This is a genomic window from Pantoea sp. USHLN256 (assembly GCF_037149875.1).
Classification (GTDB): domain Bacteria; phylum Pseudomonadota; class Gammaproteobacteria; order Enterobacterales; family Enterobacteriaceae; genus Pantoea; species Pantoea nemavictus.
Map to the genome: position 1 here is coordinate 67,750 of NZ_JBBCQO010000010.1, position 18,720 is coordinate 86,469.

At 58.5% G+C, this 18,720-nt stretch carries 11 protein-coding genes; 8 read left to right on the forward strand and 3 right to left on the reverse strand.

All coding sequences use genetic code 11. The annotated features are described in order from the left end of the window. The first annotated feature begins 88 nt into the window (after positions 1-88). The 6 genes from WFL93_RS19970 (at position 89) to lplT (ending at position 12,904) form a co-directional block, all read left to right on the forward strand. Complete coding sequence (locus tag WFL93_RS19970) at positions 89-1,330, forward strand: MdtA/MuxA family multidrug efflux RND transporter periplasmic adaptor subunit (protein ID WP_336778881.1); 1,242 nt, start codon at positions 89-91, stop codon at positions 1,328-1,330. Further along, positions 1,327-4,497 (forward strand): multidrug efflux RND transporter permease subunit, encoded by a 3,171-nt coding sequence (locus WFL93_RS19975; protein ID WP_336778882.1) that lies wholly within the window; start codon positions 1,327-1,329, stop codon positions 4,495-4,497. Before WFL93_RS19970 ends, WFL93_RS19975 begins: the two co-directional genes overlap by 4 nt. Beyond that, the gene (locus WFL93_RS19980) at positions 4,494-7,598 is read left to right on the forward strand and encodes an efflux RND transporter permease subunit (RefSeq protein ID WP_336778883.1); all 3,105 of its coding nucleotides are present in this window, start codon (positions 4,494-4,496) and stop codon (positions 7,596-7,598) included. Before WFL93_RS19975 ends, WFL93_RS19980 begins: the two co-directional genes overlap by 4 nt. Then, complete coding sequence (locus tag WFL93_RS19985; protein WP_442955896.1) at positions 7,599-8,999, forward strand: efflux transporter outer membrane subunit; 1,401 nt, start codon at positions 7,599-7,601, stop codon at positions 8,997-8,999. It abuts the gene before it with no gap. Positions 9,000-9,566: 567 nt separating this feature from the next. Further along, positions 9,567-11,717 (forward strand): bifunctional acyl-ACP--phospholipid O-acyltransferase/long-chain-fatty-acid--ACP ligase, encoded by a 2,151-nt coding sequence (aas, locus tag WFL93_RS19990; RefSeq protein WP_336778884.1) that lies wholly within the window; start codon positions 9,567-9,569, stop codon positions 11,715-11,717. Beyond that, positions 11,714-12,904, forward strand: coding sequence for a lysophospholipid transporter LplT (gene lplT, locus WFL93_RS19995; protein WP_336778885.1), 1,191 nt, complete (start codon positions 11,714-11,716; stop codon positions 12,902-12,904). The genes aas and lplT overlap by 4 nt, the downstream gene beginning before the upstream one ends. Before the next feature lie 144 nt (positions 12,905-13,048). On the opposite strand, the gene WFL93_RS20000 is transcribed toward lplT, so the two are convergent. The 3 genes from WFL93_RS20000 to mutH all read right to left on the reverse strand — a co-directional run bounded on the left by WFL93_RS20000 (position 13,049) and on the right by mutH (position 15,243). Next, complete coding sequence (locus WFL93_RS20000; protein WP_049852626.1) at positions 13,049-14,089, reverse strand: NADP(H)-dependent aldo-keto reductase; 1,041 nt, start codon at positions 14,087-14,089, stop codon at positions 13,049-13,051. A 144-nt stretch (positions 14,090-14,233) separates the two neighbouring features. Then, positions 14,234-14,452, reverse strand: a complete 219-nt coding sequence (locus WFL93_RS20005) for a YgdI/YgdR family lipoprotein (protein WP_007890930.1) — start codon at positions 14,450-14,452, stop codon at positions 14,234-14,236. 104 nt (positions 14,453-14,556) lie between these two features. After that, complete coding sequence (gene mutH, locus WFL93_RS20010) at positions 14,557-15,243, reverse strand: DNA mismatch repair endonuclease MutH (protein WP_007890931.1); 687 nt, start codon at positions 15,241-15,243, stop codon at positions 14,557-14,559. A 682-nt stretch (positions 15,244-15,925) separates the two neighbouring features. Here mutH and rppH point away from each other — a divergent pair. Both rppH and ptsP read left to right on the forward strand, forming a co-directional pair. Continuing rightward, positions 15,926-16,453 (forward strand): RNA pyrophosphohydrolase, encoded by a 528-nt coding sequence (gene rppH, locus WFL93_RS20015; protein ID WP_007890933.1) that lies wholly within the window; start codon positions 15,926-15,928, stop codon positions 16,451-16,453. Between the two features lie 12 nt (positions 16,454-16,465). Next, positions 16,466-18,712, forward strand: coding sequence for a phosphoenolpyruvate--protein phosphotransferase (ptsP, locus tag WFL93_RS20020; protein ID WP_007890934.1), 2,247 nt, complete (start codon positions 16,466-16,468; stop codon positions 18,710-18,712). Positions 18,713-18,720: the final 8 nt, after the last annotated feature.

An 18,720-nucleotide genomic window follows, 5' to 3' on the forward strand; every position in this document is an offset into this window, starting at 1 on the left:
CGATAATGCGCGAAGTGATGATTTCCCATTGAAATAATCCCCTGTTTTACAGGGGATTTTCCGTTTCCTTGTTAACCTGAAGACTCTGATGACTAACAACGCTTCCCGCTCCTCCTCTTTTCGCTGGCTGAAATGGCTGCTTCTTTTGCTTGTGCTGTTACTGGTAGCGGGCGTGATCTGGCGCGTGGTTGGCGGGCACGGCGGCATGCCGCCCGGCGCAGAGAAGGGCGCGCGCGGGGGACATCGCGCGGGCGCGGGCGGCCCGCCGGGCATGGCGATGATGGGCGGCGCTACGCTGGTGCACAGCGGCGTGGCCAGTACGGCAGATGTGCCGCAGTATCTCAATGCGCTCGGCACGGTGATCCCCAACGCCAGCGTCACGGTGACCAGCCGCGTGGCCGGTCAGCTGGAAAAAGTGTTCTTCACCGAAGGGCAGAAAGTCAGCGCCGGTCAGCTGCTGGCGCAGATCGATCCGCGCAGCTATCAGGCGACGCTGGCGCAATATCAGGGCGATCTCAATCAGAACCAGGCGTTGCTGAAAAGCGCGCAGTTAACGCTGGTGCGTTATCAGAAACTGGCGGCGCAGGATTCGCTGTCGCGTCAGGATCTCGACACGCAAACCGCCACCGTGGGGCAATATAAAGGTGCGGTGGCCGCCGATGAAGCGCAGATCGCCAGCGCCAAGCTGGATATCGAATACGCGCGCATTACCTCGCCGATTAGCGGACGCGTCGGTTTGCGCCTGGTCGATCCCGGCAACATGGTGCAAACCAGCGATACCACCGGCATTGTGGTGGTGACGCAGATGCAGCCCGCCGCCGTCACCTTCAGCGTGCCGCAAAGCAACATTCCGCAGCTGACCAAAGCGCTGCACGGTGGACAAAGCTTACCGGCCACCGCCTTCGATCAGGACAACAGCACGCCGCTGGCGCAGGGCGAGGTGCAGTTCATCAGCAACCAAATTGATACCGCAACCGGCACCATCGCGCTCAAAGCCACCTTCCCGAACGAAGATGAAGCGCTGTTCGCCAACCAGTTTGTGAACCTGCGTTTGCAAACCAGCATCCTGAAAAATGCCACGGTGATTCCGGCGCAGGCGCTGCAGTTGAGCAGCGACGGCAGCTTTGTGTTTGTGATTAATAAAGACAACACCGTGACGCGCAAAGCCGTCACCACCGGGCCAACGTTCGGTGACGATCAGCAGGCGATCCTTAAAGGCGTGGAACCGGGCGATCGTCTGGTGACCGAGGGCATTGATCGGCTGACCAACGGCAGCAAAGTGCAGCTGGCCGATGAGAGCAAAACCGGCGCGAGCGCGGCAAGCCAATGAATCCGTCGCGCCTGTTTATCCAGCGTCCGGTCGCCACCATCCTGCTGATGGTCGGCGTGCTGATCGCCGGGATTTTCTCCTATCGCTTTCTCTCGACTTCGGCGCTGCCGCAGGTGGATTACCCGACTATTCAGGTCACCACGCTCTATCCCGGCGCCAGCCCGGATGTGATGGCGTCATCGGTCACCTCACCGCTGGAGCGCCAGCTGGGGCAGATGGCCGGATTGAGCCAGATGACCTCGACCAGTTCGAGCGGATCGTCAATCATCACGCTGAAGTTCAGCCTCGATCTGTCGCTGGATGTCGCCGAGCAGGAAGTGCAGGCGGCAATCAACGCGGCCAATAACCTGCTGCCGAGCGATCTGCCGAATCCGCCGACCTATAAAAAGGTTAACCCGGCCGATACCGCAGTGATCACCCTGGCGGTAAGCTCCGACACGCTGCCGCTGACCCAGGTGCAGGATCTGGTCAACACGCGCGTGGCGCTCAAGCTGTCGCAGATTAACGGCGTCGGCATGGTGACGCTGGCGGGCGGCCATCAGCCAGCGATTCGCGTGCAGATGGATCCGAAAGCGCTGGCGGCGCATAAGCTGTCGCTGGAAGACGTGAATACGCTCATCAGCAACAGCAACGTTAACGGCTCGAAAGGTGGCTTCGACGGCAAATATCACTCGGTGACCATCGACGCCAACGACCAGCTGCGCACCGCCGATGAGTACGGCAATCTGATCATCACCTATCAAAACGGCGCGGCGCTGCGGCTGAAAGATATCGCGCATATCGAACAAGGACCGGAGAACAGCTTCCAGTCGGCGTGGGCGAATAACAGCCCGGCGATTGTGGTCAGCGTGCAGCGCCAGCCCGGCGCCAACGTAATTCAGGTGGTGGACAGCATCAAAGCGCAGCTGCCGAAGCTGCAGGCGGCGCTGCCGGACGGCGTGAAGATGAGCATTCTGTCCGATCGCACGCAAACCATTCGCGCCTCGATCAGCGACGTGCAATTTGAGCTGATGCTGTCGGTGGCGCTGGTGGTGATGGTGACGTTCCTGTTCCTGCGCAACGTGGCGGCGACGCTGATTCCGAGCGTGGCGGTGCCGCTGTCGCTAATTGGCACCTTCGGCGTGATGTATCTGGCCGACTTCAGCCTGAATAACCTGTCGTTGATGGCGTTGACCATCGCCACCGGCTTCGTTATCGATGATGCGATTGTGGTGGTAGAAAACATTTCACGGCGGCTGGAGGAGGGCGAAACGCCGATGCAGGCGGCGCTGAAAGGCTCGCAGCAGATTGGCTTCACCATTATCTCGCTGACCTTCTCGCTGATTGCGGTGCTGATCCCGCTGCTGTTTATGGGAGATGTGGTTGGCCGCCTGTTCCGCGAATTCGCCATCACGCTGGCGGTATCGATTCTGGTGTCGATGGTGGTGTCGCTGACGCTAACGCCGATGCTGTGCGCTTATCTGCTGCAGCACATTCCGCCGGAGAAACAGTCGCGCTTTTCGCGCAAAGGCGGCGAGCTGTTCGACAAGCTGGTGCGCGGTTACGATCGCCTGCTGACGGTGGTGCTGAATCATCAAAAGCTGACGCTGCTGGTGGCGCTGGCGACCTTTGCGCTCACCGCGCTGCTGTATATCGCCATCCCGAAAGGCTTCTTCCCGACCCAGGATACCGGCCTGATTCAGGGCGTTACCGTGGCGTCGCAGGATGTGTCGTTTAGCGAGATGTCGAAGCGCCAGCAGGCGCTGGCAAAAGTGATTCTGCAAAACCCGTCGGTGGAGAGTTTGTCATCAACCATCGGCATCGACGGCAGCAACACCAGCCTGAACAGCGGGCGCATCCAGATCAACCTCAAGTCGTTTGACGATCGCGATGATAAAGCCGACGTGGTGATCAAACAGCTGCAGCAGGCGGCGGCGCAGGTGGCGGGCATTCAGCTCTATCTGCAACCGGCGCAGGATTTAACCGTTAACGATCAGGTGTCGCCGAGCCAGTATCAGTTCACGCTCGATGATGCCGACAGCGAAAACCTGGTGAGCTGGACGCCGAAAATGGTGGCGGCGTTGCAGCAGCGTGCGGAATTCAACGGCGTGGTGAGCAATCTGCAGGATCAGGGCCGCGTGGCTTACGTCGAGCTGAACCGTGATAAAGCGGCGCGCTACGGCATTACCGCCGCCGACGTTGATACTGCGCTGTATAACAGTTTCGGCCAGCGGCTGGTCTCCACCATCTTTACCCAGGCCAATCAGTATCGCGTGGTGCTGGAAGTGGCGCCGCAGTATCAGCAATCACCGGCGTCGTTTGATGACGTCTATCTGCCGGTCACCAGCAGCAGCACCAGCTCATCCAGCGACGACAGCAGCACGTCGTCGTCGGATGAGACCAGCACAACGACCGGCATGGTGAAACTGACCTCGATCGCCACCATTCATCAGCGCACCGGCTCGCTGATGCACATGCGCCTGAATCAGTTCCCGGCGGTGATGGTGTCGTTCAACCTCAACAGCGGCTATTCGCTGGAGGATGGGCAGAAGGCGATTGCCGAGGTGACGCAGCAGCTCAATCTGCCGTCGAGCATCACGCTGCGTTATCAGGGCGAAACCTCGGCGTTTCAGAGCGCCACCGGCAACACGCTGTGGCTGATTCTGGCGGCGCTGATCACCATGTACGTGGTGCTCGGCATTCTGTATGAGAGCTTTATCCACCCGGTGACCATCCTCTCGACGCTGCCGTCGGCGGCGGTTGGCGCCTTGCTGACGCTGCTGCTGGCCGGCAGCGAGTTCAGCCTGATTGCGCTGATTGGCGTGATCCTGCTGATCGGCATCGTCAAAAAGAACGCGATTATGATGATCGACTTCGCGCTCGAAGCGGAGAACAAGCAGCACATGAGCGCGCGCGAGGCGATTCATCAGGCCTGTTTGCTGCGCTTCCGCCCGATTCTGATGACCACCATGGCGGCGCTGCTCGGCGCGCTGCCGCTGATGCTGGCGTCCGGTTCCGGTGCCGAACTGCGCCAGCCGCTCGGGTTGGTAATTGTCGGCGGCCTGATTGTCAGTCAGGTGCTGACGCTGTTCTCCACGCCGGTGATCTACCTGTGGTTTGATGGCATCGCCCAGCGCGGCAAGCGCTATATGCAGCGCAAGCAGCAACAGGCGCGGGGCGATCAATGAACTTAACCCGGCTGTTTATCTTCCGTCCGGTTGCCACGCTGCTGCTGACGCTGGCGATCCTGCTGCTCGGTGCGCTGGGTTATCGGCTGCTGCCGGTGGCGCCGCTGCCGCAGGTGGATTTCCCCACCATTATGGTGAGCGCCAGCTTAGCCGGTGCCAGCCCGGAAACCATGGCGGCGACCGTGGCGACGCCGCTGGAGCGTTCGCTTGGGCAAATTGCTGGCGTTAGCGAAATGACCTCGACCAGTTCGCAGGGATCGACCAGCGTGATTTTGCAGTTTGATCTCGATCGCGACATCAACGGCGCGGCGCGTGACGTACAGGCGGCGATCAACGCCGCGCGCAGCCTGCTGCCGAGCGCAATGGAGTCGCTGCCGACTTACCGCAAAGCTAACCCATCGGATGCGCCGATTGTGATGCTGGCGCTGACGTCCGCCACGCGCACGCCGGGCGAACTCTACGATCTCGCCGAAAGCAAAATTGAGCAGGCGATGGGCCAGGTAAAAGGCGTGGGCGAAGTGTCGCTGATGGGCAGCGCCTTGCCGGCGGTGCGCATCGACCTGCAGCCGCTAAAGCTGACGCAGTACGGCATTTCGCTCGACACGGTGCGCAGCGCCATCGCTAACGGCACCACCAATAAGCCGAAGGGCATTTTGCAGGGCAGCAGCCAATCCTGGGTGGTGGACAGCAACGGCCAGCTGGATAAAGCCGCGCAGTATCAGGATCTGATCGTTAGCTATCAGGACGGCAAAGCGGTGCGCCTGCACGATGTCGCCACGGTTTACGATTCGGTGGAAGATCAGTATCAGGCCGGTTTCCTGGATTCGATGCCATCGGTGATGGTGGGCATCAAACGGCAGGCCGGTGCCAACATGCTCGACACCATTGATGCCATCAAAGCGCAGCTGCCAGCGCTGGAGAGAGATCTGCCCGCCGATACCCAGCTGAAAGTGGTGGTGGACCGTTCACCGACGGTGCGCGCCTCGCTGTACGACACCGAAGAGACGCTGCTGGTGGCGATGCTGCTGGTGATCGCCGTGGTGTTTGTCTTCCTGCGCAACGTGCAGGCGGTGGTGATTCCGGCGCTGGCGCTGCCGGTGTCGCTGATTGGCACCTGCGCGGTGATGTATTTGCTTGGTTACAGCCTCGATAATCTGTCGCTGATGGCGCTGATTATCGCCACCGGTTTTGTCGTCGACGATGCGATTGTGGTGCTGGAGAACATTACGCGCCATATCGAAGAGGGACTTAGCCCACTGCGTGCGGCGCTGCGTGGCGCGCAGGAGGTGAGCTTTACCGTGCTGTCGATGACCATGTCATTGATTGCGGTGTTCATTCCGATTCTGCTGATGGGCAGCATCGTCGGCCGCCTGTTCCGCGAGTTTGCCGTGACGCTGACGGTGTCGCTGCTGATCTCGATGTTTGTGTCGCTGAGCCTGACGCCGATGCTGTGCGCGCGCTTGCTCAAGCCAAAAGCGAAAGTCACTCAGCGGCCGCATCCGCTGTATCAGTTTATCGAAAACCGGCTCAATGGATTGCTGGCGGCCTACTCGCGCGGATTAACCTGGGTGATGGCGCACCAAAAGCTGACCATGTTCAGCCTGGTGCTGACCGTGCTGCTCAATCTGTTCCTGTTCTCGGTGGTGCAGAAAGGCTTCTTCCCCAATCAGGATACTGGCCTGCTGATGGGCGCGCTGCGGGCCGATCAGAACATCTCTTTTCAGGCGATGAAGCCGAAAATGCTGCAGTTCACTAACATCATCCAGTCCGATCCGGCGGTAGAAAGCGTGATGTCGTCGATGGGCAGCGGCATGTTCGGTTCGCGCAACAGCGCCAACTTCTTTGTGCGGCTGAAGGATTTTGATCAGCGCGATGCCACCGCCACCGAAGTGGCGAATCGCCTGAGTCTGAAGACCAGCCATATCGCTGGGGCGCAGATGTTCCTGATGGCGGCGCAGGATCTGCATATCGGCGGGCGCAGCGCCAACGCCACCTATCAATACAGCCTGCAGGCCGACGATCTCGATCTGCTGCGCGAGTGGACGCCGAAAGTGCAGGCGGCGCTGGCAGCCATCCCGCAGCTCAACAGCGTCGATTCCGATGCGCAAACCGGCGGCCAGGAAGTGGTGATCAACATCGATCGCGATCGCGCCACCCGGCTCGGCGTTAACGTGCAGATGCTTGATACCATGCTGAACAACGCCTTCAGCCAGCGCCAGGTCGCCACGCTGTATCACACGCTCAATCAGTATCATGTGGTGATGTCGCTGCAGGATAGTTACACGCGCGATCCGGCGATTCTTCAGCAGCTGTATGTGATTAACGACAGCGGCGATCGCGTGCCGCTGGCAGCGTTCGCCAGCTTTAAAGGCGGCAACGCGCCGCTGTCGGTGGCGCATCAGGGCCAATCGGCCACCAGCACCGTGGCGTTCAACCTTAATGATGGCGTATCGCTGGAGCAGGCGCAGGCGCTGATCAAGCAGGCGATGGCGCAGCTCGGTTTGCCGTCCACCATTCAGGCCGGTTTTGCCGGCACGGCGGCGGCGTTTGCCCAGCTCACCGCCACCATGCCGTGGCTGATTATCGCGGCGCTGGCGGCGGTGTATATCGTGCTCGGCGTGCTGTATGAGAGCTATATCCATCCCATCACCATTCTCTCAACGCTGCCGTCGGCGGGCGTCGGGGCGCTGTTACTGCTGCTGCTCACCAATACGCAGCTGACGGTGATCGCGCTGATCGGCATCATCCTACTGATCGGTATCGTGAAAAAGAACGCCATTATGATGATCGACTTTGCCATTCACGCCGAGCGCACGCAGGGCATGTCGCCGCAGCAGGCGATTACCCAAGCCTGTCTTATGCGCTTCCGTCCGATCATGATGACCACGCTGGCCGCCTTCTTCGGCGCGCTGCCGCTGGCGCTGGGCAGCGGTGGTGATGCTGACTTGCGCAGCCCGCTCGGCATGGCGATTGCCGGTGGTCTGGCGCTGAGCCAGCTGCTGACGCTGTTTACTACGCCGGTGGTTTATCTCTGGCTCGATCGTTTAAGCCGTGCCACGCAGCGTCAGTGGCTGCGGTTGCGTCATGTGGAATCCCGATAGATGAAAATGTCCGTGAAAATAACTCCCGTCCTGCTGGCGCTGTTGCTGGCCGGTTGTGCCGTTGGTCCCGATTATCAGCGCCCCACCATAGCGATGCCGACCCATTTTAAAGAGGCTAAAGGCTGGCAGCAGGCGACGCCGCAGGATACCGCCAGCAAAGGCGAGTGGTGGCGGGTGTATCACGACGCCACGCTGGATAGCCTGCTGAAACAGGTCAGTATCTCCAATCAGAACGTCGCCAGCTATGCCGCGCAGTACCGTGAAGCGCAGGCGCTGACTGCGCAATCACGCGCCGCGCTGTTGCCGTCGCTGGGTTATGACGCCAGCAGCACGCGCAGCGGCAGCCGCGCCAGCACCAGCGGACAGCGCAGCGTCAGTAACAGCCACGCCGCCGATCTCAGCGCCAGCTGGGAGCTGGATCTGTGGGGCAAACTGCGCCGCACGCTGGAGGAGAACAACGCCAGCGCCGAGGCCAGCAAAGCCGAACTGGCGAATATCACCCTGAGCGCGCAGTCCGAGCTGGCGCAGGACTATTTCCAGCTGCGCATCATCGACGAGAAAATCGCGCTCTATCAGCGCAGCATTGATGCGTATCAGCGTTATCTGACGGTAATTGAAAACAAATATGCCGCTGGCAGCGAATCGCGCGCCACCTTAGCGCAGGCGCAGATGCAGCTGGAGAGTGCTCGCGCCTCGGCGCAGGATTATCAGTGGCAGCGCGCGCAGATGGAGCATGCGATTGCGCTGCTGCTGGGCCGCGCACCGGCTGATTTTTCACTGCCGGTGGCGAAGCTGGATGCCGCGTTACCTGAGATCCCCAATAGCCTGCCCTCGCAGCTGCTGCAGCGTCGTCCCGATATCGCCTACGCCGAACGTAACGTGGCAGCGGCCAATGCGGCGGTGGGCGTGGCGATTGCCGGTTACTATCCCGATCTGACGCTGAGCGCCAGCGGCGGCGTGAGTTCATCGGCGATTAATAGCCTGTTCTCGCTGCCCAATCGTGTCTGGTCATTGGGGCCGGAGCTGAGCGGCACGCTGTTAGATTTCGGGGCTACCTCGTCGAAGGTGGAACAGGCGCGCGCCGCCTATGATGCCAGCGTCGCCAGCTATCGCCAGGCGGTGCTGACGGGCATGGGCGAAGTGGAAGATTATCTGGTGCAGCTGAATACCCTGCAGGGCGAGATTGCCTCGCAGCAGCGCGCCACCGACGCGGCGCAGGAATCGGCGCGGGTCACGCGCAATCAGTATGATGCCGGGATGATCGACTATCTCGACGTCGCCACCACCGAGAACAGCAGCCTGAGCGCACAGCAGAGTTTGCTGTCATTGCAGAGCACCCAGTGGGTCAGCAGCGTGGCGCTGATCGCCGCCCTGGGCGGCGGCTGGCAGGCGGATGAGTAAGCCTGGTCGCCATTCAGGTACAAACCGGGCTGAAGGGTAACAGTTTGCTCGCTGTCGTTAAAATGTGCTCGCTGTAGCTGAATTGTGCTCGCTGCCCCCCATCCCGGCCTTCCCCCACAAGTGGGGGAAGGAGACGCTGCCACATGCAGCTTCAGAACTAACATATGGCAGCATCTTCCTCCCCCGCTCGCGGTGGCTGGCAGGCGGGTTCGCAGTAACCCAGGTCGCCATTCAGGTACAAACCGGGCTGATGGGTAACAGTTTGCTCGCTGTAGCTGAATTGTGCTCGCTGCCCCCCATCCCGGCCTTCCCCCACAAGTAGGGGAAGGAGACGCTGCCACATGCAGCTTCAGCACTAACATGTAGCAGCATCTTCCTCCCCCGCTCGCGGGGGAGGACCGAGGAGGGGGACAGCCAGCACGGACCGAGGAGGGAGACAGCCAGCACGGACCGAGATGTGAGACAGCGCACCGTCCCGCAATTGCGTTTAAATCACCGCGCCACTTGTCGAAAAACCTGAGATCCTGCATCGTAAGAGCCATTTTTTGCGAATGCTAAGGAGCTGGCATGTTACTGACCTTCTTCCGTTTCCTGTTCCGCCTGCTGTGGCGTGTGGAGTTGCGCGGCGATCTCACGGCATTACATAAAGAAAAAGTGCTGATTACCCCCAACCACATGTCGTTTCTCGACGGGGTGTTGGTGGCGCTGTTTCTGCCGATCAAACCGGTGTTTGCCGTCTACTCGTCGATCAGCGAACAGTGGTATATGCGCCTGCTGAAGCCGATTATCGACTTCGTGCCGCTCGATCCCACCAAGCCGATGTCGGTTAAACATCTGGTGCGGATGATCAATGAAGGGCGTCCGGTGGTGATCTTCCCGGAAGGGCGCATTACCGTGACCGGCTCGCTGATGAAGATCTACAGCGGCGCCGGTTTTGTGGCGGCGAAATCTGGCGCCACCGTGGTGCCGATGCGTATTGAAGGCGCGGAATATACGCCGTTTGGTCGGCTGGCGGGCGTGTTTAAGCGCCGCCTGTTCCCGCGCATCACCTTGACGGTGCTGCCGGCGACGGTGATCCCGATGCCCGAAGCCAAACGCGCGCGCGATCGCCGTCAACTGGCGGGTGAGCACTTACACCATGTGATGATGGAAGCGCGCATGGCGGTGCGTCCGCGTGAAACGCTGTTCGAGGCGTTTCTTAATGCGCGCCAGCGTTATGGGCTGATGAAGCCGTGCATCGAAGACGTCAACTTCAAGCCGGATAGCTACACCGGTTTACTGAAGAAAGCGCTCGGCGTGGGGCGCATTCTTGAACGCTATAGTCAGCAAGGCGAATACGTGGGCCTGCTGCTGCCGAACGCCACGGTGACGGCGGCGGCGATCCTGGGCGCATCGCTGCGCGGACGCGTTCCGGCGATGCTCAACTACACCGCGGGCGTCAATGGCATGCGTGCGGCGCTCACCGCTTCACAGGTAAAAACCGTCTTCACCTCACGCCAGTTCCTCGAAAAGGGCAACTTGTGGCATCTGCCGCAGGGCCTGACAGAAGTGCAGTGGATTTACCTGGAAGATCTGAAAGATACCGTCACGCTGAAAGACAAAGTGTGGATTGTGGCGCATCTGCTGATGCCGCGCCGCGCGCAGGTCAAGCAGCAGCCGGAAGATGCCGCAATGGTGCTGTTCACCTCCGGTTCAGAAGGCAATCCCAAAGGCGTGGTGCATTCACATAAAAGCCTGCTGGCGAACGTAGAGCAGATTCGTACCGTGGCGGACTTCACGCCGCGCGACCGTTTTATGTCGGCGCTGCCGCTGTTCCATGCTTTCGGTTTGACGGTTGGCCTGTTTACGCCGTTGCTGACCGGCGCGCAGGTCTTCCTCTACCCAAGCCCGCTGCATTACCGCATCGTGCCGGAACTGGTTTATGACCGTAACTGCACCGTGCTGTTTGGCACCTCGACCTTCCTCGGCAACTACGCGCGTTTCGCCAGCCCGTATGATTTTGCGCGGCTGCGCTATGTGGTGGCCGGGGCGGAGAAGCTGCAGGAAGCGACGCGTCAGATCTACATGGATAAATACGGCATTCGCATTCTTGAAGGCTACGGCGTGACCGAGTGCGCGCCGGTGGTGGCGATTAACGTGCCGATGGCGGCAAAAAATCACACCGTGGGCCGTATTCTGCCCGGCATGGATTCGCGTCTGATTTCGGTACCGGGCATTGAGCAGGGCGGTCGCCTGCAATTGCGTGGTCCAAACGTGATGAACGGTTATCTGCGCGTGGAGAATCCAGGCGTGCTGGAAGTGCCGGTCGCCGATAACGGCGAAGGCGAAATGGAAGCGGGCTGGTACGACACCGGCGACATCGTCAGCTTTGATGAAGGCGGTTTCTGCCAGATTCAGGGCCGTGCGAAGCGCTTCGCCAAAATTGCCGGTGAGATGGTATCGCTGGAAATCGTTGAGCAAATCGCGCTGAAAGCCTCGCATGAGAAGCAGCATGCCGCATCGCTGCGTCCGGACGGCAATCGTGGTGAAGCGTTGGTGTTGTTCACTACCGATAGCGCACTGGGCCGCGACACCTTGTTGCAAGCGGCGCGTGAGATCGGTGCGCCGGAGCTGGCGGTGCCGCGCGATATCCGTGTGATGAAACAGCTACCGATGCTGGGCAGCGGTAAACCGGACTATGTCAGCCTGAAGCAGCTGGCGGAAGAGGAACAAGCATGAGCCAGGTGTTAAATAAGGATGCACCGCTGTTATCGCGCAACATGCTGGCGGTGATTGTGGCGCAGTTCTTCTCGGCGTTTGGCGACAACGCGCTGTTGTTCGCCACGCTGGCGCTGCTGAAGAATCAGTTCTATCCGGACTGGAGCCAGCCAATCCTGCAAATGCTGTTTGTTGCCACGTACATTCTGCTCGCGCCCTTTGTTGGGCAGATGGCAGATAGCTTCGCCAAAGGTCGGGTAATGATGTTCGCCAACAGCCTCAAGCTGCTGGGCGCGCTGATCATCTGCTTTGGCTTCAATCCGTTCCTCGGCTACACGCTGGTGGGGATTGGCGCGGCGTCCTACTCGCCGGCCAAGTACGGCATTCTGACCGAAATCACCAGCGGTGAACGCTTAGTGAAAGCCAATGGCTTAATGGAAGGCTCGACCATTGCGGCGATTCTGCTGGGTTCAGTGGCAGGCGGTATTCTGGCGGACTGGAACCTGGTCGCCGCGCTGGTGGTGTGTGCCATGACGTATGCCATGGCGGTGGTGGCGAATATCTTTATTCCGCGCCTGACGGCAGCGCGTCCGGGCCAGAGCTGGCATTTTGGCGCGATGCTGCGCAGCTTCGTGGCGGCGACCAAAATACTGTGGCGCAACGGCGAAACACGTTTCTCGCTGCTCGGCACCAGCTTGTTCTGGGGCGCAGGCGTGACGCTGCGTTTCCTGCTGGTGCTGTGGGTGCCGGTGGCGCTTGGCATCAGCGACAATAAAACCCCGACCACGCTGAATGCGATGGTGGCGATTGGCATCGTGATTGGCGCGGCTGCGGCGGCAAAACTGGTGACGCTGCAAACCGTGCGTCGCTGCATGCCGGCGGGCGTGCTGATTGGCGTGATGGTGGTGGTGTTCGCGTTACAACAGAGCTTGCTGAATGCTTATCTGGTGCTGATGCTGATTGGTGCGCTGGGTGGGTTCTTCGTGGTGCCGCTCAATGCGCTGCTGCAGGAGCGCGGCAAAGAATCCGTGGGTTCCGGTAACGCGATTGCGGTGCAGAATCTGGGTGAAAACAGCGCCATGCTGCTGATGCTGGGGTTGTATACCGTGGCGATTAAGCTGGGTGCGCCTGCGGTGGCGACCGGCGTGGGATTCGGTGCGATTTTCGCCGTGGCAATTGCGGTGCTGTGGTGGAAAAGCCGTAAGTAACGCAGCGCAACATACCGTAGCGGCGCAATTTATTGCGCAAAGTTGGCATGAAGCTAGAACTACGCGCGATAAATCGCGCCGCTACGGAAATGTGCGTATATTTGTAGCGGCGCAATTTATTGCGCAAGGGATGCAAAATGCAATTTATGGCGCGGGATAAGTAAACTGGCGATGAATCGCTTCCAGCTCCTCTAACACCTCGGCGTTCAGCGTCAGATTGAAACTCTCCACGTTAATCTTCAACTGCTCCAGCGTAGTTGCGCCCAACAGGGTGCTGGCAACAAACGGCTGCTGACGCACGTAGGCAAGCGCCATCTGCGAAGGATCCATATTGTGCTTGTTCGCCAACGCCACGTAAGCGGCAATCGCCTGCTGTGACTGATCGCCGCTGTAGCGGGTAAAGCGGCTAAACAGCGTATTGCGCGCACCGGCCGGTTTCGCACCGTTCAGGTATTTACCACTCAGCGTACCAAACGCCAGGCTCGAATAAGCCAGTAGCTCAACGCCTTCATGCTGGCTGATCTCCGCCAAACCGACTTCGAAGCTGCGGTTCAGCAGGCTGTACGGGTTCTGGATGGTGACGATACGCGGCAGTTCATGCTTCTCGGCCAGCTGCAGGTAGCGCATCACGCCCCACGCGGTTTCGTTCGACACGCCAATGTAGCGAATCTTACCTGCGCGCACTTGTTCCGTCAGCGCTTCCAGTGTCTCCAGCAGCGTGACCGGCACGCTGGAATCGGTATATTGATAACCCAGCTTGCCGAAATAGTTGGTCTGACGCTGCGGCCAGTGCAGCTGATAGAGATCGAGATAATCGGTATTCAGGCGTTTCAGGCTAGCATCCAGCGCTTCACGGATATTTTTGCGATCCAGCGCCTGATGCGGGCGAATCGAGGCATCCGCGCCGCGTACTGGTCCGGCAACTTTGCTGGCCAGAATAATTTTGTCACGGCTGCCGCGCTTCTTCAGCCAGCTACCAATATATTGTTCGGTTAATCCCTGGGTTTCCGGGCGCGGTGGCACCGGATACATTTCCGCGGTATCAATCAGGTTAATGCCACTGCTAACCGCGTAATCGAGTTGTGCGTGGGCGTCGGCTTCGCTGTTCTGCTCACCAAACGTCATGGTTCCAAGCCCCAGCTGACTCACTTCCAGCGTGCTATGGGGAATACGGTGATAGTGCATTTGCCGGCATCCTTTTTTCATTATGAAAGGGAATGTTGTGTCCTTTGGGACTATAACGTGTCAAGCGGCGCGGAAGGAAGGGGGGAAAGTTCGGGAAATCGCCTGCACAAGGGGAAAACGCGTGCAGGCTTGGCAATTTGGCACTTAACGCTCAATGATGGTTGAGACCTCGTCACCATTGATCTGCATCTGATGGCCTTTCTCATCGGTGTACTGCACCAATCCTGTCTCTTTATCGATGGCCGGTTTGCCATCTGTCATGATCATACGGCCATCTTTGGTCGCCATGACGTAATCACTGCTGCAACCGCTCAACAATACCGCCACCAACGCCAAACCCACTGCACTCACCAACCCTTTCATTCTTATCTCCTTCTCGCGACTTCAACTGCAAAAGTGTAGTAATAAATGCTTTCATCGCCAGGAGTAATCGCATCATTCCTAAAGTTATCGGCAGCAATATGCGTTTACAGTAAAAAATGTCGCGCTAAAAGTGGACCGGTGAAGCTTTTCTTCAAATAAAAGCCGCGTGGCAGCGTCATGATTGGCTCGCCATGTTCGCCAATCGCTTCGGTCAGGGCTTTGCTGTTGGCGGCTTTGGGCCGGATTTGCAGCCAGGCGCCGTGCCGGGCGGTAATACGCTCAACCTGGCCGAGCACAATCATATCCATTAACTCTTCCCAGTCTTCCCGCAGCTGCTGCTCCTCTTCCTCGTTGGGATGCCACAACAGCGGTGAACCCACGCGCCGCTCGGCCAGCGGTAGCGCACGATCGCCTTCAATCGGGATCCACAGCACACGCGCCAGCTTGTGACGCACATGGCTGGTTTCCCAGGTGACGCCGCTATTGCCGGTTAATGGCGCGACGCAGACGAAGGTGGTCTCCAGCGGTTTGCCTTGTGCATCCACCGGGATGGTTTTCAATTCAATGCCGAGATGGGCGAAATCCTGCTCGGCTTTGCTGCCGGCGCTGGCACCTAAATGCAGCTCCAGCAGCATGCCGACCCAGCCTTTGTCGCGCTTCAAATCCGCCGGAATAGGCAAGTTGATCTGCGCCGCCAGCGCGGCAAATGTCTGACCTGCCAGCTGCTGGGCACGTTGCAGTAATTCCGCTTCGTTTTCAGGCGGCGATGACAATAAGGGCGAGGAGTGCATGCTAAAACTCACATTGGTTGAAGAGTGAACAGTAAACGCGGCCTGGATTTGTCCACATGGCAGTTAAGTGAATAACGCTGATAATAGCATGATTCAGCATGCTTTTTTAATCGTATAACCACCAGGCGTCTGCGGTTATCGCAAGGTTATCCCAGCTTGTTATCGACAATGAACAGGTGTTGAACCAGGTTATCCACAGAAAAATGGGGTAACCCCCTGTTACGCCTACCCCTGTTTCCATTTACAGCCTTGACTTTCGCGTTTTGAACGCTTTTTTTCCTTTCTTTGACCAGGTTTAGGGCGTTCTCTGTGGATAAAAACGTCGCTGATGGATCTTTGACCGATCGAAAAAATAGACGCGAGCATAACCCAGGATCCTTATGGGCATTTAATAGTAATATGAATTTATCATAATGAAAAATATCAAATTTAATGTGATTTCAAGGTTGGGCGATGAGAATTTTCCGAAGCGGTTATTCACGTCATTCCCGTGTTCTGCACAAAGCTATCCACAGAAAAGGTGAATAAGATCGCTGATAAATCCCCCTTGCTGTTTATAACTTGGCTCATCTCTGTGAGTTATCCTGTTTTTATTCTGCTTGCAGCCCGGTATCCAGTGGTTTACCGCCTGTAAGGAGTGTGAAACAATCAGGCTATTCAAATTTAGCTTTGAGGTAGTCCAGTGATCGATGATGATGGCTACCGCCCGAATGTTGGTATCGTAATCTGTAACAGGCAAGGACAAGTGTTATGGGCCAGGCGCTTTGGACAGCACTCCTGGCAATTTCCTCAGGGAGGCATCAATCCGGGTGAAACCGCTGAACAGGCGATGTATCGCGAACTGTTCGAAGAAGTGGGTTTACACCGCAAAGATGTTCGAATACTTGCTTCAACCCGAAACTGGTTACGCTACAAGTTGCCAAAACGTTTGGTGCGTTGGGACACAAAGCCGGTGTGTATCGGCCAGAAACAAAAGTGGTTTCTTCTGCAGTTGATGTGTAGTGACGCGGAAATCAATGTGCAGCACAGCAGCACGCCTGAATTTGACGGTTGGCGCTGGGTTAGCTTCTGGTATCCGGTGCGTCAGGTGGTCTCTTTCAAGCGCGATGTGTATCGCCGCGTCATGAAAGAGTTCGCTGGCGTGGTGATGTCTATGCAGGAGAGTGCCGGGCAGCGCAATAACGCCGCCCAACGACGTAAAAGAGGATAGGCCACGCCCTTTATGCTCACTCAGTTACGCGAAATAGTAGAGAAAGTGGCGAGTGCTCCACGTCTGAATGAAGCACTCGACATTCTGGTAAACGAAATTTGCCTTGCGATGGAAACCGAGGTTTGCTCGGTTTATCTCGCCGATCACGATCGTCGTTGCTACTACCTGATGGCGACACGCGGGCTAAAAAAGCCGCGTGGTCGTACGGTCACGCTGGCGTTTGACGAAGGCATTGTTGGCCTCGTCGGACGGTTAGCCGAGCCGATCAACCTCGCCGACGCGCAGAGCCATCCTAGCTTTAAATACATTCCTTCTGTTAAAGAGGAGCGTTATCGCTCCTTCCTCGGCGTACCCATTATCAGCCGCCGCCAGCTGCTTGGCGTGTTGGTTATCCAGCAGCGCGAACACCGTCAGTTTGATGAGAGCGAAGAGTCCTTCCTCGTCACGCTCGCCACGCAAATGGCGGGCTTGCTGTCGCAGTCGCAGCTCGGCCAACTGTTTGGACAATTCCGTCAGACGCGCGTCAAAGCCATTGCCGCGTCACCCGGCGTGGCGGTTGCGCCAGGCTGGGTAGATGAAACCCAGCCGCTGCTCGATCAGGTCTCCGCCGCTTCCACCCTTGACGTACAGCGTGAGCGTGAGCGTCTGGTGATGGCGATGGGCGAGGCGGGTAACGAGTTCCGCCGCTTCAGTAAACGTTTTGCCGCCAGCGTGCAGAAAGAGAGCGCGGCGATCTTCGATCTCTACTCGCACTTGCTCACCGATGCGCGGCTGAAAAAAGATCTGTTTGATGAGATCGAACGCGGATCCGTGGCGGAGTGGGCGGTTAAGCAGGTGATCGAGAAGTTCGCCGAGCAGTTTGCCAATCTGCAGGATCAATATCTGCGTGAGCGCGCCGGCGATTTGCGTGTGCTTGGTCAACGTCTGCTGTTCCACCTCGATGATTCGCTGGTCGGCACCAATGCCTGGCCGGAACGCTTCGTGTTAGTCGCCGATGAACTCACCGCCACCACGCTGGCTGAACTGCCGCAGGAGCGTTTAGCCGGTGTGGTGGTGCGCGATGGCGCGGCCAACTCACATGCGGCGATTTTGACGCGCGCGATGGGCATTCCAACCGTGATGGGCGCGGATATTTTACCGGCGCAGCTCAACAAACGTTTGCTGATTGTTGATGGCTATCGTGGCGAAGTGCTGATCGATCCTGAACCGGTGCTGGTGCAGGAGTATCAGCGTTTGATCAGCGAAGAGAACGCGCTGAGCAAAATGGCCGAAGGTGTCGTTGAGCAGCCCGGCGAGCTGAAAAGCGGTGAACGGGTTCAGGTGATGCTAAATGCCGGACTTAGCCCGGAACATGAGCGGGCGCTCGACAGCTGGGTTGACGGTATTGGTCTGTATCGCACCGAAATTCCTTTCATGCTGCATAACGGCTTCCCGTCCGAAGAGGAGCAGGTGGCGCAGTATCAGGGCATGTTGCAGCTGTTCTACGACAAGCCGGTCACGCTACGTACCCTCGATGTCGGCGCCGATAAACAGCTGCCGTACATGCCGATTAGCGAAGAGAATCCCTGTCTTGGCTGGCGGGGCATCCGCCTGACGCTCGACCAACCGGAGATCTTCCTGGTGCAGGTGCGTGCCATGCTGCGTGCCAACGTGGCATCCGGCAACCTGAGCATTTTGCTGCCGATGATCAGCCATATCGACGAGATTGATGAAGCGCGTCGTCTGATCGATCGCGCCGGTCGTGAAGTGGAAGAGATGCTGGGCTATGTGATTCCCAAGCCGCGCATTGGCATCATGATTGAAGTGCCGTCGATGCTGTTTATGATCCCGCATCTGGCGGATCGTATCGATTTCATCTCAGTGGGGACCAACGATCTCACGCAATATCTGCTGGCGGTTGATCGCAACAATACGCGCGTGGCGAATCTGTATGATTCACTGCATCCGGCGATGCTGCGGGCGCTGCACACCATTGCCAGTGAAGCCCGCCAGGCCAAACTGGAGCTGTGCTTGTGTGGTGAAATGGCCGGCGATCCGATGTGCGTCGCGCTGCTGGTGGGGATGGGTTATCACCACCTCAGCATGAACGGTAAAAACGTGCCGCGCGTGAAATATCTGCTGCGCCATCTCGATTTTGAGGAAGCGCAGAAGCTCAGCGAGCAGGGACAGGCGGCGCATACGGCATCGGAAGTGCGCCATTTAGTCTCTACCTTTATGGAGCGTCGCGGTTTAGGCGGCCTGATTCGCGGCGGGCGTTAACGGTTACA